Below are 20861 nucleotides of genomic sequence, written 5' to 3'. Positions count from 1 at the left end.
GTAACGCCGTTTGTTACTGGCTTTGCTCTTGCTTGTCTTTCTTCAGGTTTTCTTCAAACAGCTTATAGATGCGCTTGTACTCATCGGTCCAGCTGGCAGGTTCTTTAAAGCCATGGTCCTCTACCGGGTATACGGCCAGTTCCCAATTGTCCTTCCCAAGTTCGATCAGGCGCTGCGTTAGGCGCACCACATCCTGGAAATGCACGTTGGTATCCACCATTCCATGGGCAATCAACAATGCCCCCTTCAAGCCCTCCGCATAATAGATAGGCGAGCTTTTAGCGTAGGCCGTGCTGTCGGCGTACGGTGTGTTCAAGATGTTGGAGGTATAGCCGTGGTTGTAGTGGGCCCAGTCTGTTACCGAGCGCAGGGCAGCGCCAGCGGCAAACACATCCGGCTCCGTGAACATGGCCATGAGTGTGATGAAGCCACCGTAAGAGCCCCCGTAAATGCCAATGCGGCTTGGGTCTACGCTATACTCGTTCACCAGGAACTTCGCTCCGTCTACGTGGTCGCTCAGATCCTTGCCGCCCATAAAGCGGTATATGCCCGTCCGCACATCGCGGCCATACCCTGCGCTGCCCCGGTAATCGATGTCCAATACGGTATAGCCCTGGTCTACGAGGAAGTTGTGGAACATGTACTCCCGGAAATAGCTGCTCCACCACTTGTGCGCATTCTGCAGGTAACCGGCGCCATGCACAAACACCACTGCCGGGCCCTGTTTCTCCGGGTTCTGCGGGCGGTACAGGCGGGCGTACACATCGGCCCCATCCCGGGCTTTGAACGTCACCACCTCAGGCTCACGCCAATCATAGGATTTAAACTCTTGGGTAAGCGAATGCGTCACTTGCTTTGGCTTGGCATTTTTTTGGTTGTCCATCACAAAAAGCTCCCAAGGCGTGTTGCTGGTGGAGGAGCGGATGGCCAGGGTCTTCTCGTCTGGCGACAGCGTTACTTCCTGCGCCCCCGGCAAGTTGGTCAGTTGCACCATGTCGCCGCCTTCCAGTGGCATACGGTAGAAGTGCTGCTCCCCTGGGTGCGTTTTGTTCGCCGTGAAGTACCAGTGCTTCTTGTCATCAGACATCCGCACGTCCGATACCTCAAACTTGCCGCTTGTCAGGGCTTTTTTCCTGCCTGTCTGCACATCCACGGTATAAAGGTGCGAATAGCCGCTTTCCTCTGAGTGGAACCATACCCGTTGGTTGTCCGGCATCCAGCCGATAGCGCCGGCGCCATACCCTATTCCGGGTCCGTTTATCCAGGCCTCATCACGCTGACGATCCAATACTGACAACTTACCTGATACCGGGTCCAGCTTCAGGATCCAGCGGTCTTTGTTATCTTCAGAGCGTGCTACCACCACGGCGTGCTTTCCGTTACCAGACCAAAAAGGCCCATAGATCGCAGTCGCGCGTGGCTTTGGCTTTTGCGCTTTGCTACCCGCCGTATCCTGTGCAGCACCTTTCTTTTTCTCAGCCAGGTAGTCCGGCTGCTGTAAAATACCTTCTATCCCCTTCATGGAAAGCGCAAAGGTGGTATCGCGCTTCGTGTCGTACAGGTAAGTCTCAAATACCGTTTGTGCATCACCTACTTTCGAGCGCGTGCTAATGTCTTCGGTATACCCGCTGGCCGTTACGTAATTTGGCACAATGGCTACTTTGGCATTTTTCGGGCGGCTCACCAACTGGTAGGAGATAAAGCGCTCGTCGGGGCTCAGGCTCAGGCTGTTGACGGCTTTGTCCTCGATGTATATCTCTTTCGGCCGATTCGGAGCATCCCGCTTCGCCTGTTGCTCGCGGGCTTGCTTTTCCTCCTCGCGGTCCCGCACAATCTGCAGCAGTGTCTTTTGCTGCGCCATCAGCCAATCGCGCTGGGCATTGCTGCCTTCCTCCGCCGTTTTGCGGCCTTTCCTGAAATCCGTCAGCTGCGTGGTCTGCCCATTGTCAATATTCCAGGCAAACAGGTTATTGTCTTTGATATAGACCACCTTCTGCTCGCTGCGGCTAAACGAAGGACTGCTCTCGCGCTCCACCGTATTCGTAATCTGTTGCTGTTTACCCTTCTTCACGTCATACAGGTAGATGTCGCCGTTCTTCTCATACACCTTCCGGGTTTCCGCAAGGTTATACGCTCCGGCCTGCGTCGGCAGGTTGCGCCGTTCCTGCGGGCTTACCTTCTGGATGTTGCGGCCATCGGCAGACACGCTGTAAAGGGAGTCGGCTTTGTTGCCATCTGGGTTCCAGTAGAAATAGACTTTCTTCCCGTCTTCCGACCAGAATATATTGCTGGGTGAAGTGCCGATCCATTTCGGGTCGCGCATAATCTTCTCCACGCTGAGCGTCATTTTGGCATCCTGGGCCTGGAGTGCGCCGTTGCTTAAAAACAACAATGCCCCTATGGCCATAGCTCTTATTTTGATTAGCATGTGTAAGTAGTGTAGTGTTTCTTAAGGGCTTTTTGCTTTTAAATTTAAGGAGGTACTGGCATAAAGCAAAACAGCCACCGCTATCTGGTGGCTGTTTTTACATATAAGCGTTAGGATCTTTTCTTTTTTCCGAAGTTCATATCCGGGTGCTTCTCCTCATGGTCGGTCAGGCCCTGGTAAAATGTAGCAAAGCTCAGCAGCTCGGCCTCTCCAAAAAGCTTACCCAAAAACGTGATGGTTGTCGGCATGCCGTTGTCCTGGAAGCCGTTTGGCAGTACCACGCACGGATGCCCCGTCAGGTTGGTTACCACCAGGTTGCTGCTGGCAAACGATGGGCTGAGGTATACATCCACATCCTTCAGGGTTTCCTGCATCTGCTGCACCAGCAAAGTACGCACACGCTGTGCCTGGATGTATTCTACGGCAGGCACAAAACGCGCTGCCCGGAAAGCGTTTGGCCAGGCGTTTTTGTGCTGGGCCACCAACAGGCTATCGCGGCCGCTGCGGGTCAGCTCGTCAAAAGCGGCGGCTCCCTCTACCGAAATGGTGAGTGTCAGGGCGCGGGCCGGCAGGTCAGGCAAAGTGATCGGCACTAATTCCACGCCTGCTTTGCGCAGGGTTTCCAGCGTAGCCTCATCGTTTTTCTTAAAGCCATACTTTCCCTCGAAGTCATTCTTCAGGTAGCCCACCCGCAGCTTTTTCACGTCTATACCCGGGTTGTAGTTGAACGGCGCATCGTATACCGATTGGTCTTTGCCGTCCGGTCCGTAAATGGCGTTAAACACGATGGCACAGTCTTCGGCGGAGCGTGCAATCGGCCCGATCTTATCCATCGACCAGCTCAGGGCCATCGCCCCATGCCGGCTCACACGGCCAAAAGTCGGGCGCAAGCCCGTTGTACCGCAAGCAGTAGACGGTGAAACAATGGAACCGAGTGTTTCTGTTCCGATGGCGTAAGGCACCAACCCGCCTGCCACTGCTGCTGCTGAACCGGCAGAGGAGCCGCTGGACCCTTTGGTAATGTCCCAGGGGGAACGGGTTTTGCCACCATACCATACATCGCCCATCGCCAAGGCGCCCAAAGTAAGCTTGGCCACTAGCACGCCACCGGCATCTTGCAGGCGCTGTACTACTGTAGCGTCCTCATCAATCACCTGGTCTTTGTAAGGCATCGCCCCCCAGGTGGTTTTATATTTTTTAGTTGAGAGCAGGTCTTTCACGCCGAACGGGATGCCGTGCAACATGCCTTTATATCTGCCAGCCTTTATTTCCTTGTCTGCCTGCCGGGCCTGCTGTAAGGCCAGTTCTTCGGTTAGCGTCGTGACGCACTGCAACGTTGGGCCATACTTCTTCAGGCGGTCCAGGTAAAACCTGGTCAGCTCCTCGGATGTGATCTGTTGGGTGCGAACAAGTTCCGCTAGCTGCGGCACTGAGTAGAATGCTAGCTCCTCCTTTTTCTTCGGCGGCTTCACCTTAGCTGGTGCAGCCACCTCGAACTTTGTTTTCTGTTGCTCGAAAGTATACCCCACAGGGATGGGGTTAAACACCAGGGCGGGGGCTACACTATTTGGCAGATCCACCTTGCGGATCGCCACATAGCTTTCCTGCATCTCTTCCATCTCCGTTAGGGTAGAGTCTAGCTGTGCCTCCGAGAAGTTCAGGCCCATCACTTTCTGTGCGTCCTGCAGTACCGCCACCGTAATCTTGTTATCTGCCAGCTTGGTGACAAACGCGCCTGAAACGAAACAGGCTGCCGCCAACAGGCCAATTTTGCTTTTATTCATTTTTATAGCTTTTGTAGTTTCTAAGATACTAAATGTCAAAACAAAAAAGGCTGTTCGATCGAACAGCCTTTTTTGTTTATTTTATTCTTAACAGGCTGAAGCAGCACTCTTAAGATAATCGTTAAGCTTTATGCTTAGTCGTTCAACACTGGGTTGTTCAACTCCTCAGCCTGTGGAATCGGGAAGGTCAGCTCATCCGCGTTGTAAGGGAAAGAATTGCCAGCCTCAAACAGGTGGTTGCTTCCTCTTGTAACGGTTTTCTTCAGACGCTTCATGGCTAAGTAAGACTTACCTTCACCCCATAGCTCCAAACGAGTCTGCTTGTAGATTTCATCCAACAAGGCCTGTCCGTTAAGTGCATCTACATAACTTGCATCAGCTACACGCGCTGTCACCAGGTTCTTCAGCATCTCTCTTGCTTCAGCATCCTGGCCTAATCTTGCCTTTGCCTCCGCGTTCAACAGGATCATCTCCTCGATACGCATGTACACGTAGTCAGTAGTTACCTGACGCTGACCACCTGCTTTTCTAGCCGGATCAAAGAACTTGAACAACGGGCGGTAAGAAGTAGCGCTGAACTGCTTTCTTCTTAAGTCATCCGGACGCATAGAATCATACAGTCCTTTGTCGATGTTCTTAGGATCTCCTGCCCATGCATAGCTGTAGGTATAAGCATCCACCTGTCCCCACCAAGACACCAGGTCGAGGTCGTTTGCCAGGGTAAGGTCTACACCCCACATCCAGCTTGGCGTTGCTACGTTGTTGAAGCCGGACTCTGGGTTAACCAGCACACCGTTCTCAACTCTACCGTACAATTCGTTCTGATTCGTTACACGGTATCCACCAGAGGTGATCACGTCATTTGTCAGTTCTACCACACGGTTCAGGTCAGCTGTTGTTCCTCTTGCAGCTAAGGCATAAGAAAGCAAGCCTTTGGCCACTGTCTTGTCGATCTGGTCTTTAGAAGTTCTGTTGAAATCATCTAAATACTCTACTGCCTGAGACAGGTCACTGATAACAAGGTTGTATACCTGCTCAGCAGTTGATTTCGGCTGGTTAGGCACCTTGGTGTCTGTGTAGAGTGGCAAAATCTTCTCAGATGGTGTATACCCTTTGGCATAGAACTGAGCCAGGTAGAAATACGCGTATCCGCGCATCGCTTTTGCCTGCCCCATGATGTGGCGCGATAATGCTGTTGCAGGAACTGCATCGTTACCACCTAATGCGTCGATTACTGTGTTTGCACCGAAGATGATGCGGTAGTAATAGCGCCAAGGCTTGTAGGCACCGATGTCCGTGTTGTCGGTAGTTGTCTGGAATCTTGCAATTCTAGAGTACCAGCCATACGTAACACCCGCTAACACCATATCCGATGCGATCATGTCGCTGTAGATATCATAGCCTTTCTGACCGAAGTCATCATGGTCAAGATTTGTTCCACCTGTACCCGTGTTATACATGGTAGAGTATAAACCGGCGATGTTACCCTTCAACAGCGAAGGATCTTTCTCAGCGGCGGCGGCAATTTGCTCTGGAGACAATTGGCGGGTAGGCTCAACTTCCAGAAACTCTTTGTCGCAACTGCTCATGAACATCGTCATGACAGCTGCTCCTATTAAATATATATTCTTTTTCATGCTGATAATCAAATTAAATTTTCACTCTTAAACCTGCTGTTACAGTAGACAATGGAGAATAGCGGTATGTGCTAGAGCTTCCGGCCTCATTTGTAGAAGGGTTGAATCCATCACGCTTTGACTTGATCCACAGGTTGTCGCCAGATACCCATATTGATAATCCACCCACACCCAACTTGGTCGTATAGTTCTTAGGAAGTGTGTAGCTCAGACGCACGTTGTTCAATGTCAGGTAATCTGCCTTCGTGATGAAGCGAGAAGAAGTTGAGTTCACGTTCTTGTCGTAATCGTTAGAGATACGCGGTACATCAGTGATGTCGCCTGGCTGCTGCCATCTGTCGAAGATGTCTGTGTGCCAGTTGTTACCACCCACTACTCTGTTGTGCATCAAACCTGCATAGGTATAGTCATAAGCATAACCACCAAGGCTGTACAGGAACTGTACGTTCAGGTCGAAGCCTTTGTAACCGGCAGCCAGGTTGATACCACCTCTTACATCAGGAAGCGCTGACTTGCCGATGTACTTCTGCGTAGCTGCTGAGTAGTTCTTGGTAGTAGCTGTCAGTAGGTTAGCATCCGGGTTCTTCGCCATGTAGTCAGCAAGGTTGGTTACTTCCTCGCCAGCATCGTATGAACCGTTTCCGTTTCCGTCAGCATAATGTACTGTCCAAGTGCTTGTACCATCCTGCGGATCTACACCAGCAAACTCTCTCACATAAAAGTCATAGATAGAGTGTCCTTTAGACCATCCAAAAGGTGTCTGTACGTCAATCACCTTCTCAACACCTGTAGACGGGTCAATCGGCATTTTCGTGATCTCGTTGCTGAAGATCTCACCGTTTACGTTAACGCTCAAGCGGTAATCTTTCTGCTGGAACACATCACCTGTCAGGTCAAACTCAACACCTCTGTTGCGCAGGTTACCATCATTTACCTGAATCAAGGCATACCCTATAGATGGACCTACTCTTCTTTCGAAGATCAGGTCATCTGTGTTTTTCTGGTAATAGTCAACTGAACCTGAGAAACGGTTTCCGATTTCAAACTCGACACCTGTCTGGAACATTTTAGAAGTCTCCCAAGTCAGATCTGGGTTACCTTTTACATCGAAAGAGAATGCAGGCGCATCGTTCAGGTTATCCACGTTGAACAGGTCATAGCCTGGGTAGAAACCTACACCTGCCTGATCACCGATCAAACCGTAGCTGGCCTTCAGCTTTAAAGAAGTAAACAACGGCAGGTTGTCCATGAAATCCTCCTCAGAAACTAACCAGGCTGCACCTACTGAACCGAATGTACCCCACTTGTCTTTTCTGAATCTTGAAGAACCGTCACGACGGATGGTAGCAGACAGGAAGTATTTCTTGTCTAAGTCGTAGTTCACCTGTCCGAAGTAAGACTCCAAAGAGTACTCATCCGTGTATGAGTTAGATGGGTTCTGAACAACCGCATTGCTCAGGTCTTCGATGTTCGGGTCAACCAGGCTATAACCTGAAGCACTCAGGATGTTACGCTTCCAGTTGGTAGACTCGTGTGCGGCTAAAGCCTCGATATTGTGTGAGCCGAAAGTTTTGGTGTAACGCAGCAAGTTGAGCAAGTTGTAGTTGAACAACTCTGTACGCTGGTGGAAAAGGCTACCGTTCTGTGAAGCAGAACCGCCATAGTATTTGTTACCTCGGTTCAGTAACTTGTTGTGGTAGTACTGCGCACCAATACGGTTCTCTAAGGTCAGGCCTTCTGCGATGTTCACATTCAGGCTGGCATTACCGTTCAGTTCGTTACGGTTGTCTCTTCTAGTATCGTAAGTTGCATCCGCAATTGCGTTTGTCAGACCACCGAAACCACGGGCTGTTACCGTACCATAGTCAAACTGGTTGCCACCGAAGATAGGGTCGGTGATCAGTTGGCCTTCTGCATCGCGCATGAACAGCGGGTAGATAGAAGGAATGTTATCGGCGAACCAGAAAATGCTTCCGGAGTTGCTGCTCTGTCCGTTGTTATTTGTCTCTGTTCTGGCGTAGTTAAAGCTTAATGCACCGTTCAACCACTTGTTGATTTCCTGGTTTACATTTAAGCGAGCAGACAGACGCTGAAAGTCAGAGTTGATGATATAGCCTTTGTCTTCTAAGTAACCGAAAGACGAGTAGTAGCTTGTTTTATCAGATGATCCACCGAACTTCAAGTTTACTTCCTGACGGGCAGCGTTCTGGAAACCGTAGTCTTCCCAGTTTTCCGGGTCATACTTTCTGGTTACGCTCTCTCTTACCGTTCTGGTAGCCGGGTCAATCAGCTCACCACCATTGGCAACATTCCACAGGTTATAACCTGGGCGGATACCTCTGTTAGAGAACAAGTTCTCATTAGCGTATACAGTTGGGTCAGTTGTGATTTTTGGGTTGGCGTCTGCGTTGTTATACAGGGCTTCCCAACCTAAGGCGATGTACTGCTCAGGCGACTTGATCGTGTTATAACGTGGCAGTAACGACATGTTGGTACCGAAGTTTGCATCTGCCTCGATGTAAGACTTTTTGCCTCTGCCGTTTTTGGTAGTGATTACAACCACACCGTTGGCACCTCTTGAACCGTAGATGGCCGTTGCAGCAGCATCCTTCAGGATAGTAGTTGACGCGATGTCAGCTGGGTTGATGGAGTTGATGCTTCCAGAGAAAGGAACACCATCCACTACGTACAATGGAGCACGGTTACCGTTTACAGAACCGATACCGCGGATACGGATAGTAGCTTCTGTACCTGGCTGACCGCTTGTGTTTACGATACGCACACCCGCTACCTCACCGGCTAATGCCTGCGATACGTTCGATACGTTTTTGCTCTCCAGTTTCTCTGCTGTTACAACCTTCGCAGAACCTGTAAAAGATTGCTGTGTAGAAGTGCTGTAACCTGTTACCACAACTTCTGAAAGCGTTTCGGCGTCTATTGCCAGGCTAACAGACACAGAGCTTCTGCCGCTGATGGCAACCTCTTGCGTAGAGTATCCAATATACCTGAACACCAATGTGTTTTGGTTTTCAGGAACATTCACGGTATAGTTACCGCCAAGACCGGTAGTGGCACCCACTGTGGTACCCTTCACGATAACAGATACGCCGGGCAGTCCCTCCCCGGTCGATTTGTCGGTTACTGTACCCGACACTGATCTGCTTTGAGCCCAAGCTTGTACCACAAGCAAGAACGCAAAGAAGACACTGAGTAGTAAACTCTTCTTCATGTTAGAAAATTAGGTTGAATAAAAATTTGTAAGAATGGTTTGTTGGCCAAATATACTTAATTATGACATAAATCAAAATTCGCCTCCCCGCTTAGTATCAGATAAAAACAATTTTCCAAAAAATACTCACTTTAATTCTACAATATGTAATACAGCTGAAAGTAATCTATCTATGGGTAACAAGCATGTATTTCATTATCAAACAACAGATTAGTATGCGTGAATAACATTAATAGACTTTTATTATATATAAATAATACAAATTAAACTAAATACCCATACTAGTATAAGTCAATTCTAAGAACAGGTATACACCCTATGTTAACTACACCTACAATTAACTTATAATGAGTAACATACCAACGGATAAATCTAACATTTACTGAGTTTTACTGTATAATGCCTCGCTAACAGAACTTGCACAGCCTGTTATAAGATACTTCGGAATAAAGGTCAAGTACAAAATTTTTCATCATTAGATTTATTAGCGCTCTTTTCTATCACTTAATTATAAAGCGCTGTATGCTGTTACGCCACATTTTCCTCAGTATAACCATATCCAGTAAAATTCGTGCGCACAAAAAAAGGCAGACGAAATGCCTGCCTTTTTTTGTGCGCACGAAAGAGTGCTTAGTAACCCGGGTTCTGTTCTACTCAGTCCTCGGAGTTGAGAATTTCACGCTGCGGTATAGGCCAAAGCAACTTGTTCGGGTCCGTTACACCCAGCACCGCTGAGGCTCTGCCCGTACGTCTTAAGTCGAACCACCTGTGGCCTTCGTTGGCCAGTTCTACCCTGCGCTCAGCCAAAATTGTATCAATCAGCGCTTCCTGTGACAGCGGTACCACAGGGGTAAGTTCAGCCCTTGCCCTTACTTGGTTCAGCAGGCTCGTAGCTTCCACCAGGTTTTCAGCACCACCAATTCTGGCCAGTGCCTCGGCCCTGTTCAGCAGTACTTCCGCATATCGGATCAGCAACACGTGGTCGGTTCCGTCCGAGACGCGCGTATACTTGCCGGTATAGGTCGAGGTTAGCACGTTGGTGGCCAGGCGCTCATCACCCGCCTCGTGCGCCGCCGCCAGGCCAGTGGTTGGGGATACTTCGTTGCGACCGCCCAAGCTGGTAGGCAGCCAGAAGAATGCGATGGAGTTAGAATTAACAGGATCGAATTGTAATTCCCATATCGCCTCCGCCGTGTTCTTCAGCTCGTAGATGTCGCGGTAGTTTGGCACCAGCATGTAGCGGCCGGAGGCGATCACCTGTTGCGCAAATTCTGCCGCCTGCTGATAGTTGTCTTGATACAGTTGCACCCGTGAGGCTAACGCCAGTGCGGCCCACTTGGTGGCACGCCCTTTACCCGCAGCCCCTGCAAACGACTCCGGTAGGTTAGTAATAGCATAGTTAAGGTCCTCCATTACCAGATTGATCACCTCTTGCTCCGAGGCACGCGGGGTAGGGTTGGCATCGCCGGGTGTGAGGGTAGGGGTAGTTCGCAGGGGAACGCCCAAACCGTTATCGCCATACCCTGTTGGGGAACCACCGAAATAGTTGATCAGGTTAAAGTAATGGTAAGCCCGTAAAAACCTCGCCTGCGCCAACACCGACTCTTTGTTGAAGGCGGGATCATCCACACTCGGCACGTTCTGTATCAGGTTGTTAGCCCGGTTGATACCTGTATAGATAGCGTTCCACATATTGCTCAACTCCACGTTCTCAGGCAGAATGCTCCGCTGCGCAATTTGTGCGAACGACGGAAACGTACCGGTATGCATGGCATTGTCAGCGGTCAGGTCGGCAAAGGTAAAGTAACGCAGGCCCATGTAGTTAACACTTTGCAGGGCGCTGTAGGCTCCGATCAGGCCTGCCTCTGCACCAGTTCTGTTATTGAAGGCTGCGTCAGCAGGCAAGGAGGCTTGCGGTTCCACATCCAGCGGATCGCACGCTGCTGCGCTCAGCAGCATGCTTAGCGCAATCATCTTAAAATATCTTGTATGTAGCATTTCGTTTACGTTTTAAGAGTTAGAGGCCAATGTTCACGCCAAAGGTCACAGACCTGGCTTGCGGGTACACCAGGAAGTCGGTGCCCAGGGCCACGTTGTTGCCACTGAAGGTGTTCACCTCCGGGTCAAACCCAGTATAGTCGGTAATGGTGAACAGGTTCTGCGTTTGCAGGAAGAGGCGCGCGCGCTGCAGGTGCACCCGCTCCAACACTGAGGTCGGTATGGTATAGCCAAGCACAAGGTTCTTCAACCTGATATAGGAGCCATCCTCCAGCCAACGGTCTGAAGTTCTGCGGTTGTTGTTTGGGTCACCGTATACCGCCCGGGGCACGTTTGTGTCTGTGTTCTCCGGAGTCCATCGATTCAGCACGCCATCAGTCTGGCCAAACACTCCATTCATACCCTCCGAAAAAGCGCGGGTATTATTGTAGATGTCGTTTCCCTGCGTGAACTGGAAGAAGAACGTCAGATCGAAGCCCTTGTAAGTCAAGTTGTTGGTTATGCCGCCGGTATATCTTGGCTGCGCGTTTCCGATAATCTGCTGGTCATCGCTGGTGATCACACCGTCTTCGTTCAAGTCCTTAAAGCGGATGTCGCCTGGGCGCGTGGCCGTTGATTGGTACACGGCGTTGGGGTTGCCGGTTTGGTCTACGGCACGGCTGTTGAGGGTTGTAATCTCATCCTGCGTCTGGAAAATACCATCAACTACATACCCTCTGAATGAGCCGATGGGTTGGCCCTCCTCTACCCAGCTGGCAAAGCCTGCCGGGTATGGATTGCCGCCATACAGTTTTGTGATCTCGTTGCGGTTGAAGGAGATGTTGAAGTTGGTGTTCCAGTTGAACCCACCGGGGTCGTTAGACTCAATGTTATAAGAGGTCAGGGCAAACTCCAAGCCTTTGTTCTCCATCGAACCGATATTTTCCTGCACACTCACAAAGCCCGAACTGCCCACCAGTGGCCGTGCCAGCAGCAGGTTGTCGGTCTGCTTCAGGTATGCGTCCACGTTCAACACAATGCGGTTGTTCAACACCCCGAAGTCTAATCCTATGTTCGACTGCTTCGTCTCTTCCCAGGTGAGGTCGGGGTTGCCGAGTTGAGAGGGAGCCAGACCAGCTTGCTGCAGGTAATTAGCCCCTGCGCCTACCAGTGCCAGCGCGTCAAAGTTGCCGATTTCAGAGTTACCAGTCACTCCGTAGCTGGCCCTTAACTTCAGTTCACTGATAAAGTCAAGCCCATCTAGGAAGGTCTCCTCCGAGATGCGCCAGCCCACAGATGCCGCTGGAAACACGCCATACCGGTTATTCTCGCCAAAGCGGGAGGAGCCGTCGGCACGCACGCTAGCAGAAAAGAGGTACTTATTCATCAGGCTGTAGTTAAAGCGCGAGAAGTACGACTCCAAACCCCAGGCAGACTCCGAAGAGGTGGCAGATGTTTTAACTGAGCCCGCTGACAGCTGCTTGATGTCGTTGCCCGGAAAGCCCGTGGCCGCTGCGAAGATAGAGTTGAAAGTAGACTGCTGGTAGGAGATACCGAGCAGGGCCTGGAAGCTGTGAATCTCGTTGAAGGTCTTGCTGTAGTTCAGGGTATTCTCATTCAGCCACGACACGTCTTGCCGGTAAGACATTTGCCCCTGGCCGTTAGAGCCTGCGCCGGTGTTGGTAGTAGTAGGCCGGAAGTCCTCTTCCCGGAAGGTCAGGTAGTCTAGGCCGAATGTAGTGCGGAAGCGCAGGGAGGGGAGGATATCCCACTCTGCAAATACGTTACCGATCATGCGGGCACTGATGGCAGAAAGCGTAGGCTCTTTGGCGGCAGCCACCGGGTTCTCAGTAGAGGCACCCGGGTCTTTGGCATAAGTGCCATCTGACAAGAATACAGGTATGTCGCTAGCCACTAGCAGGGCTGTGCTGATCACGCCATTGATGTTGTTGTCGTTCTGGATGCGGCTGCTATTCGATCGGCTCAACCCAAGGCTGGATCCTACCCGGATCTTGTCGCTGATGTTGTGGTCGAGGTTCAGTCGGCCGTTCGCCCGTTCAAATGAGGAACCAATTACGATGCCCTCCTGGTCGAAATACGTGCCAGACACAAGAAATTTCGTGCGCTCGTTTCCGCCGGATATGGAGAGGTCATAGTTGGAGATAGGCGCTGTTCTGAAAATCTGGTCCTGCCAGTTGTTGTTAGGCGCAGTGGAGGGATCGGCAAAAGTAGAAACAGCACGTAAGCCATCAGGACGATCTACGGCTGCCCACAGGCCAGCAGCGTTGCGGGCACGCCGGAAGCCGTTGAAGAAATAGGCTGTCAAGTCTGCCTGCGAAGCGAACCCTAAACCGGCAGCATTGCCATAGCGGTTCAGAATCATCTCGTTGTAAAGCTCCACCTGCTGCTGCCCCGTCAGGGCGTCCAGGCGGCGCCAGGTTTCCTGGTAGCCGGTGTAGTAGCCCATATTGATTTTAGTACGGGCATTAGCGCCGCGCTTGGTCGTAATCAGTACCACGCCATTGGATGCCCTGGAACCGTAGATAGCAGCAGAAGCAGCGTCTTTCAGGATTTCCATAGAGGCAATATCGCTAGGGTTCAAATCAGAAAGGGCGTTAGTTTGCTGCCCTCCTGTGCCAATGGCGGCGTAATTACCTGTGTTGATTGGCACGCCGTCCACCACATACAGCGGCTCGCTGCTAGCCCCTATAGAGGCCGCCCCACGTACCCGCACCGCGATACCGCTGCCCGGCGTACCGGAGTTCTGCGTTACCTGCACACCGGCGGCACGCCCCTGCAGCGCTTGGTCTACCGACACCACCGGAATATCCTCCAAGGCCTCTGCCGTAACCGAGGTGATAGCACCTGTCAGTTCTTCACGCGTCTGGGTACCATACCCTACTACCACTACTTCCTCAATACTCCTAGAGGATTGGGTAAGTGTAACATTAATGATATTACGCTCGCCAATGGGCACCTCCTGCTCGGCAAAACCGATGTAACGGAAAACGAGTGTATTGGCATTTGCCGGGATGTTGTTAATGGTAAACCGTCCCTCCACATCGGTGCTTGCACCCACAGAGGTTCCTTTTACGATCACGCTGACCCCCGGTAAGGCTTCGCCGTTCGCTGAGGTCACGCGCCCCATAATCGAACGGTTCAGCTGTGCCCACGATTGCCCCACCAGAGCCAACACGAGCAAGAGACTAAACAGTAAATGTTTTTTCATAAAGTGACTGATTAAATTATTAAGTTTTTAAGACATTACATTCAGCATGTTAACTCATAAAAGCACATTTTTGTTTAGCAATTGTATCTTCCGCATACCCTTATTAATATCTGTCCGAAAGACCATATAAGCTTGCTGCCTTTCAAACGGTTAAATAGGATTCTTAAATATTCATAGCATGACCTTCCTCAAGCTTCAAACAGCGGGATTGTACCCCAAAAGGTACCACACAAGGCATTACCTATAATTGGAATATATAAATAGATCACTATGCTTGCAGCACTTGCTAAGAATAGTCTGAAATGGGTGATGAAGGAGGTATATAGGATTGGTTGTCTATTGCTAAGGGAGGAGCAGCAACACAGCTATATGCTTTCTAACTGCAAAGTAGGAAGAGTGCTGCAGAGCAAGTAGAGATATTAATTGCTGTTGCTGTTGGCAAAAGCGATAGTTTACCGCATAAAGAGGGTAATACAACTGAAGCCAAATTTCTAGAGAGCGACCTCCCCAATGGAGAGGGCACAATTTGCTGTGAGTTAAGCTAAAAAGGAAATCACTTCAATCCCATCTCCCACCTTCACAGCACCTGTTCCTACCGGTAGTACGTTTTGCCCAAACATAATCTTGTTTCGGACTTGCCGGAAAGTTGCCAGAGTGCGGAGTGGCTCCGGGCTTTTTTGGGCTGTCTGCTGGTTGATGGTGGTCACCACACAGCGGGCACACGGCTTTACAGCCCTGAAGCGCTGACTGCCGATACTAAAATCCAGCCAGGTGTCTTCGGCAAAGGGCGCGCCTCCCTGAAACACGAAGTTCGGGCGGAATTGGTCCATAGGGACGGGCTGCTCCAACCGGTTGTTTAGGTCGTCGAGTGAGGCCTGCCCGATAATCAGGAACGGGTAGCCGTCCGCAAAGCTTACTACTTCACCGTGTGTGGCATAGCCTGGGTCTACACGGCGTTGGGTCTGCGGGGGCATGTACACTAACCGAGCTGCCATACCCAGCGCAGCGGTAAACCATGCGGTGGCAGACTGACTGACTTCCTGCGCCAGCACTACATCGTCCCAGATGGTCACCTGAATTTCCTGGCCTGTTGCCGCACCGAAGGGTATAAAGAGCGGCTCTATTTTGTCCTGCTTGTGCTGCACCTCCAGGCCTCCCTCTTTCAAGGCTACCTGCAGCAAGGCCATTTGCGCATGTTGCCGCTGCGTCAGGAAATTCCCCTGCTCGTTTACCAGCATCCAACGACGATCATACCGCAACCCTCTTTCCTCCACATCAGCAGTCTCTAGCCGGATGCCGCCCAACGATTTGATGGGGTAAATGTAGATATCGGACAGGAATAGTGCCTCCATGTGTTGCGTTAGTATATAATAAGTGATAGCCTGTTATGTTTGCCGAATGGGCATGGTTTTGCAAAAGTAGTGGAAGTACCCTTCATGTCAAGCGCCAATCAATCAGCAGCTCGTTTTAAATGGCCCGGATGCCTGCTTGTAGCTGTAACAGGGTTGGCTCCGTACAGTATACCTACATTCTTCACCTCAACAACCCTGAAACCTATGCGCTATATCAGTTTGCTGCTTTTGCTCTGTTGCCTCTCTATTTCCACTGCATGGGCGCAAACAGAAGTTGGCTGCGCGGAGGGCCACATGCAGGCAGCGAAACGGATGGCAGTGGCAACGCCGGAGCACCAGCGCCTGATGAACCTCTATGACCTCACCTTTTATAAGCTGGACCTGCAGCTTGAGCGCAACAGTACCTACATCGCCGGGAGCGTGACGTTGGCCGGACAGGTACGGAAATCCCCACTGCCAGTCTTTGCCTTTGAGTTACACCCCAATTTTGTGATCGATGCCGTTTTTGTAAACGGGGAGCAGGTGACCGCCATTAGCCGCAGCGGCAGCGACGTAACGGCACAACTGCCTGCTGCTGTCGGCCCGAACAGAAGCATCAGCACGGTTATCCAGTACCACGGCACTGCCCCGAGCGAGAACCAGGCTGCTATTGGTAACGGTTTTACAACGGCTAGAGAGCAGGCCTGGGGCAACCAGGTAACCTGGAGCTTAAGCGAACCTTATGCAGCCTACGAGTGGTGGCCCACCAAGCAGGTGCTGACAGATAAAGCAGATTCGGTGCATGTGTTTGTAACCACCAGCGCCGACAATAAGGTTGGTTCTAACGGCCTTTTGACACGCGTGGTGGACCTGCCCGACAACAAAAAGCGGTATGAATGGAAGTCGCGCTACCCGATTGCCTATTACCTGGTGTCGGTGGCGGTGTCTAATTACGAGGAGTACCTGATAGCAGCCAAACCAACCGGCGCCCCGGCTCCTATACCTATCCTGAACTATGTATACCCCGGGGGTGCCCTTGATTTCTACAAAAAAGACATTGACCAGACGGCTGATTTCCTAGAGTATTTCTCTGAGCTGTTTACTTTATACCCCTTTGCCAAGGAAAAGTACGGGCATAGCATGGCGCCTATGGGTGGCGGCATGGAGCACCAGACCATGACGACACAGGTGGGCTTTTTCTTTACCCTGACGGCCCATGAACTGGCGCACCAGTGGTTTGGCGACAACGTTACCTGCGCCAGTTGGCAGGATATCTGGCTGAATGAAGGCTTCGCCTCTTACGCCGAGTACATTGCGTTGCTGCGTTTTGTGCCTTCCGAGGCTGACGATTGGATGGAGAATGCCCACCGGCTGGCGCTGCAACGCCCGGATGGAAGCGTGAAAGTGAATGACACCACCAACGTACGGCGTATATTCAGCTCCCGGCTGTCCTATAAAAAAGGGGCGGCAGTACTGCACATGCTGCGGTTTACGGTAAACAACGACAAACTTTTTTATGAGGCGCTGCGCAAATACCAACGGCAGTTTGGAGGAGGCACCGCCACGACCGAGGATCTGAGAGGCGTATTTGAGGAAACCACGGGCATGCCATTAGGCTACTTTTTCGACCAATGGTATAGCGGCGAGGGATACCCTATTTTTGAAGTGGAGTGGAACCAACAGGACAACCGGCTCTTGATCATCAGCAACCAGCGCACCAGCAGCCCGTCTGTGAGCTTCTTTAAAACAGATATGGAGTACCTCATTCGCACCACCACCGGAACCTCCACCGTGCGCGTGCATCAAACCAAGCCCAACGAGCAATATGTATTGCAGGTAAAAGGCACCGTAACCAGCATCGTGGCAGACCCACAGAATTGGGTACTGAATGCCGACCGGCCAGCAGAGCAAAACACTTTCCTGGAAGTGCCGCAAACACCGGACGTGGTGCTATACCCCAACCCGGCCACCGATTTTGTGCAGGTAGATAACCTTCCTTTTGCCCCGACCTCAGCCGCCCTCTACAATGCCACGGGCCAATTGGTGCAACTCATACCCCTTAGCGGATCGTTGAACACCCGGATCCCTGTCATGGATCTGGCGGCTGGTTACTATGTGGTGGTGCTGCGCAATGGCCAGCAATCATACCGCGCCAGTTTTATTAAAGTAACGGGCGGATAAAGGCTGCTGGAAGTTTAGTAGTGCCGCATCATGGCGATCACCTCCTGAGCCGCCTTCGCATTGTACTCAAACGCCAGGCGGCGGAAATTAATAATATCGATGATGGTGCCCACCAGGCACAGCCCCCCGGTGAAGAAATACAACAGGCCCATCCCGATCTGGCCCAGCACAAACCGCTGCAAGCCGGCTAACCCGATGAACCCGATCAAGGTAGTAATGAGTATTAACTGCGGCTCGCGGCGGCGGGCACGGTAGATGTTCACGAACTGCTGGCCCTGCTGCTCCGACATGTCGTTTACCAGGGACTGCACATAGCTCATTTCATCCGGATCTAGTTCAGGCATCAGGTGTAAGATATTCGCCATAGTTTTATAGTAAGGTTGGTTGTTTTGCGTTTGAACTTACCGCTGCCCAATCAGAAGGCGGCCGCAGCGCCACAGCAGCAGCAGCACGGCGGGTAGCGCCAATGGGTGCGCTTCCCATGCAGCTTGCCAATCGCCCCGAAACAGGTAGGCAACCCCATGCCCTAAACCACAGCCCCAGCACCCCGATGGCCATACCCAGCTGAAAGGGCAAAAGCTAAAGAGGTGATCCCCGGCAGGGTCCAGCAGTGCAAGCGAACTCAGCCCTAGCAGCCACGCTGCCACCTCGGGCATATTGTTTGCCAGAAGCGGGGCATGCGTCGGGCACGGTATCAAATGCTGTTTCTGTTTTCGGTAGGGAGCCATGCAATAAGCGCTCGGTTTAGCATGGTATAAGGTAAAATAATTCTCTGAAGATTAAAAGTCTGCAAGCCTTTATAAGCCTGTGCAAAGCAATCCTTCCTGCAAAAGCCATAGCATACTTTTGTTTTGCCAAGAGCGCAGAAAAAAAAATTCAGGATTGTTTACAAGCAGAGCAGTAAGCTTTGCCTCACTTTATACCTGTACATAGTTTTAGAACCGGCCTGGCAAGTACCTATTCAAACAAAGCGCCGCTCAACATTTCTGCTGAACGGCGCTTTTTAATTTGATGTGGTGGGTTCTTTCGTTATCCTGTTTAAGGTATAAAATGTCGATGTGTTTCATGTATCGGGCATATAGCTAAACCCTTATAAGCTATTTATTCTGCTGCTGGTCTTTCATTAACCGGACCTTCGTTCGAAGTATTTTGATTGTATGGGTTATAATTGTACGGGTTCTGAAGCAGTGGTGGGTTCTGTAACTGTGGGGGCTGCTGATTGAGCGGGTTTGCGCTTCGTGCAGCTCTCTCTTGGTCTCGCTTCAGCCTTTCGCGCAGTATGCGCTCATCCTCCATCATTCCCTCCGAAACTGTCTCGGTAAACTGTCTTGAAAAGCCAAAGCCCTCGTCAACTGTTCGATCGCCCATATCTCCGGTATTGTAAAATAAATCTGAAAGGCCTCTTCTCCTATGTCGTCTCATAATGCACTCCTTTCTTTTCTTTTTAAAATTAAGCGAAAGCAATATGCCTGCGCAAGTTCAAACAAATATCATTACTCAGATATTATACTATATTATACGCAATATTCACAATTTCGTGTAAGGTTTCTCCGGATTTATCTATCTTTTTGTGTATTTATACCTATAGGGATTGTGGCAAGCGTTTTTTTTCTTTACAAATACCACAAAACCCTGCTAGAAAAGAAGAGGGCCTGACAAACGCCAGGCCCTCTTCTTTTAATATGCGGTATACGGTACGATAATTATTTCTTCTTCTTCGCTTTGGCTTTGGCCTTTTTCGATTTGGCTGCTTTTATTTTCGCATCCGTTTCCTCAGCTTCCTTTATCAGTGATTTCCAGTCATATTTAGCTTCGGCGCTGAAGTCGATGGTGGCTTCGTAGTCATCTTTTTGCACATCCAGCACCTTGATGTCCTTGGTCAGGTAGGTCTGTATCTCGTCCAGGATAGGTTTTTCTTCCGGGCTGCAGAACGACACGGCGATACCTTTCTCGCGGCCACGGCCCGTACGGCCTACCCGGTGCACATAGTTCTCGGGCTGCTCCGGCAAGTCGTAGTTCACCACATACTCTACACCCGGTATATCAATTCCGCGCGCACTCACGTCAGTGGCGATCAGCAGCTTCACATCGCCCGACCGGAACGCTTTCATTGCCTCCAGGCGGTCTTTCTGGTCTTTGTCGCCATGCATGGTCACGCTTTTAATCTCCACGCGCTCCATTGCCTTTAGCACGCGCTCGGCACGCACCTTGGTACGCACAAACACCAGTATCTTCTTGTCCGGGTTCTCGTTCACCACGCGCTCCAAGAAAAAGCGCTTGTCGTCCATGTCCACATACATCACGGAGTGGTCCACGTTCTTGGCTACCGGGTCTTTCGGCGATATCTGGATACGCACCGGCTTGTTTACTAGCGAATAGGCCAAGTCTTTGATCGTTTCGTTGATGGTTGCCGAGAAGAAAAGCGTCTGACGCTTGCCCGGCAGCTTGGTAATGAGTTGGCGGATGTCGTGGATGAAGCCCAGGTCCAGCATGTGGTCGGCCTCGTCCAGCACCAGCACTTCCACGCGGTGCAACTGAATATGGCCCTGGCTTACAAGGTCGAACAGACGGCCCGGCGTAGCCACCAGAATGTCGATGCCGCTTTCCAGCTTCGCTATCTGTGGCCCTTGCTCCACGCCCCCGAAAACGCAGAAGGTTTTGATGCGGGTATAGCGCCCAATCTCCTCAAACACCTCTGTAATCTGAATTGCGAGTTCGCGCGTCGGCACCATCACCACGCACTTGATACCGTCTACGCGCTTGCGGTTTTTGCTGTACTGCAGCCTGTCGAGTACGGGTATGGCGAAGGCCGCGGTTTTGCCTGTTCCGGTCTGGGCGATGGCCAGCACATCCTCCCCCTTCATAATGGGCGGGATGGCTTTGTATTGAATATCGGTGGGTTTGGTGAAGTTGAGCTTTTCAAGGCTCTTCTTTATTTCATCGGATATGCGGTACTCTTCAAACTTCATGGTGCTGCTGTTTAGATAGCCAATGCCTTTTATTACGGCAAAAGCTTACTGCAAAGGTAGCTTATCTTTTTGGCATCTGCACCGGGGGCTTTCTAT

Annotated in this window: 12 protein-coding genes; 1 reads left to right on the top strand and 11 read right to left on the bottom strand. The window is 51.1% G+C overall.

Annotated elements, in window-relative coordinates; genetic code table 11:
• Positions 1–13 precede the first annotated feature (13 nt).
• The 7 genes from ACXYMU_RS01240 to ACXYMU_RS01210 all read right to left on the bottom strand — a co-directional run bounded on the left by ACXYMU_RS01240 (position 14) and on the right by ACXYMU_RS01210 (position 15636).
• The gene (locus tag ACXYMU_RS01240) at positions 14–2428 is read right to left on the bottom strand and encodes a prolyl oligopeptidase family serine peptidase (protein WP_458984523.1); all 2415 of its coding nucleotides are present in this window, start codon (positions 2426–2428) and stop codon (positions 14–16) included.
• A gap of 110 nt (positions 2429–2538) precedes the next feature.
• Complete coding sequence (locus ACXYMU_RS01235) at positions 2539–4212, bottom strand: amidase (RefSeq protein ID WP_458984522.1); 1674 nt, start codon at positions 4210–4212, stop codon at positions 2539–2541.
• Positions 4213–4346: 134 nt separating this feature from the next.
• Positions 4347–5849 carry a RagB/SusD family nutrient uptake outer membrane protein gene (locus ACXYMU_RS01230; protein ID WP_458984521.1) on the bottom strand — a complete coding sequence of 501 codons (1503 nt, stop codon included), beginning with the start codon at positions 5847–5849 and terminating at the stop codon, positions 4347–4349.
• Positions 5850–5862: 13 nt separating this feature from the next.
• Positions 5863–9078 carry a SusC/RagA family TonB-linked outer membrane protein gene (locus ACXYMU_RS01225; RefSeq protein WP_458984520.1) on the bottom strand — a complete coding sequence of 1072 codons (3216 nt, stop codon included), beginning with the start codon at positions 9076–9078 and terminating at the stop codon, positions 5863–5865.
• A 654-nt stretch (positions 9079–9732) separates the two neighbouring features.
• Entirely contained in the window at positions 9733–11076 is a 1344-nt protein-coding gene (locus ACXYMU_RS01220) for a RagB/SusD family nutrient uptake outer membrane protein (protein ID WP_458984519.1), read from the bottom strand.
• Between the two features lie 19 nt (positions 11077–11095).
• Positions 11096–14284 carry a SusC/RagA family TonB-linked outer membrane protein gene (locus ACXYMU_RS01215; protein WP_458984518.1) on the bottom strand — a complete coding sequence of 1063 codons (3189 nt, stop codon included), beginning with the start codon at positions 14282–14284 and terminating at the stop codon, positions 11096–11098.
• Positions 14285–14820: 536 nt separating this feature from the next.
• The gene (locus ACXYMU_RS01210; RefSeq protein ID WP_458984517.1) at positions 14821–15636 is read right to left on the bottom strand and encodes an MOSC domain-containing protein; all 816 of its coding nucleotides are present in this window, start codon (positions 15634–15636) and stop codon (positions 14821–14823) included.
• Between the two features lie 204 nt (positions 15637–15840).
• Between ACXYMU_RS01210 and ACXYMU_RS01205 the strand changes: the two genes are divergently transcribed.
• Complete coding sequence (locus tag ACXYMU_RS01205) at positions 15841–17796, top strand: M1 family aminopeptidase (RefSeq protein WP_458984516.1); 1956 nt, start codon at positions 15841–15843, stop codon at positions 17794–17796.
• Positions 17797–17810: 14 nt separating this feature from the next.
• Here the strand turns inward: ACXYMU_RS01205 and ACXYMU_RS01200 are convergent, their stop codons facing one another.
• The 4 genes from ACXYMU_RS01200 to ACXYMU_RS01185 all read right to left on the bottom strand — a co-directional run bounded on the left by ACXYMU_RS01200 (position 17811) and on the right by ACXYMU_RS01185 (position 20765).
• Positions 17811–18161, bottom strand: a complete 351-nt coding sequence (locus ACXYMU_RS01200; RefSeq protein ID WP_458984515.1) for a TM2 domain-containing protein — start codon at positions 18159–18161, stop codon at positions 17811–17813.
• A 36-nt stretch (positions 18162–18197) separates the two neighbouring features.
• The gene (locus tag ACXYMU_RS01195; protein WP_458984514.1) at positions 18198–18524 is read right to left on the bottom strand and encodes a DUF2752 domain-containing protein; all 327 of its coding nucleotides are present in this window, start codon (positions 18522–18524) and stop codon (positions 18198–18200) included.
• A 373-nt stretch (positions 18525–18897) separates the two neighbouring features.
• Entirely contained in the window at positions 18898–19164 is a 267-nt protein-coding gene (locus tag ACXYMU_RS01190; RefSeq protein WP_458984513.1) for a hypothetical protein, read from the bottom strand.
• Positions 19165–19499: 335 nt separating this feature from the next.
• Entirely contained in the window at positions 19500–20765 is a 1266-nt protein-coding gene (locus ACXYMU_RS01185) for a DEAD/DEAH box helicase (RefSeq protein WP_458984512.1), read from the bottom strand.
• Positions 20766–20861: the final 96 nt, after the last annotated feature.

This window comes from Pontibacter sp. CAU 1760 (genome assembly GCF_054482735.1).
The sequence above is the reverse complement of the archived record's forward strand: the minus strand, read 5'-3'. Positions and strand labels throughout refer to the sequence as shown.

Excerpts from the sequence above, each read along its gene's own strand:
- ACXYMU_RS01215 (WP_458984518.1), bottom strand. The coding sequence starts at position 14,284 with ATGAAAAAACATTTACTGTTTAGTCTCTTGCTCGTGTTGGCTCTGGTG.
- ACXYMU_RS01190 (WP_458984513.1), bottom strand. The coding sequence starts at position 19,164 with ATGGGCGATCGAACAGTTGACGAGGGCTTTGGCTTTTCAAGACAGTTT.
- ACXYMU_RS01205 (WP_458984516.1), top strand. The coding sequence starts at position 15,841 with ATGCGCTATATCAGTTTGCTGCTTTTGCTCTGTTGCCTCTCTATTTCC.
- ACXYMU_RS01185 (WP_458984512.1), bottom strand. The coding sequence starts at position 20,765 with ATGAAGTTTGAAGAGTACCGCATATCCGATGAAATAAAGAAGAGCCTT.
- ACXYMU_RS01210 (WP_458984517.1), bottom strand. The coding sequence starts at position 15,636 with ATGGAGGCACTATTCCTGTCCGATATCTACATTTACCCCATCAAATCG.
- ACXYMU_RS01220 (WP_458984519.1), bottom strand. The coding sequence starts at position 11,076 with ATGCTACATACAAGATATTTTAAGATGATTGCGCTAAGCATGCTGCTG.
- ACXYMU_RS01195 (WP_458984514.1), bottom strand. The coding sequence starts at position 18,524 with ATGGCTCCCTACCGAAAACAGAAACAGCATTTGATACCGTGCCCGACG.
- ACXYMU_RS01240 (WP_458984523.1), bottom strand. The coding sequence starts at position 2,428 with ATGCTAATCAAAATAAGAGCTATGGCCATAGGGGCATTGTTGTTTTTA.
- ACXYMU_RS01230 (WP_458984521.1), bottom strand. The coding sequence starts at position 5,849 with ATGAAAAAGAATATATATTTAATAGGAGCAGCTGTCATGACGATGTTC.
- ACXYMU_RS01200 (WP_458984515.1), bottom strand. The coding sequence starts at position 18,161 with ATGGCGAATATCTTACACCTGATGCCTGAACTAGATCCGGATGAAATG.
- ACXYMU_RS01235 (WP_458984522.1), bottom strand. The coding sequence starts at position 4,212 with ATGAATAAAAGCAAAATTGGCCTGTTGGCGGCAGCCTGTTTCGTTTCA.
- ACXYMU_RS01225 (WP_458984520.1), bottom strand. The coding sequence starts at position 9,078 with ATGAAGAAGAGTTTACTACTCAGTGTCTTCTTTGCGTTCTTGCTTGTG.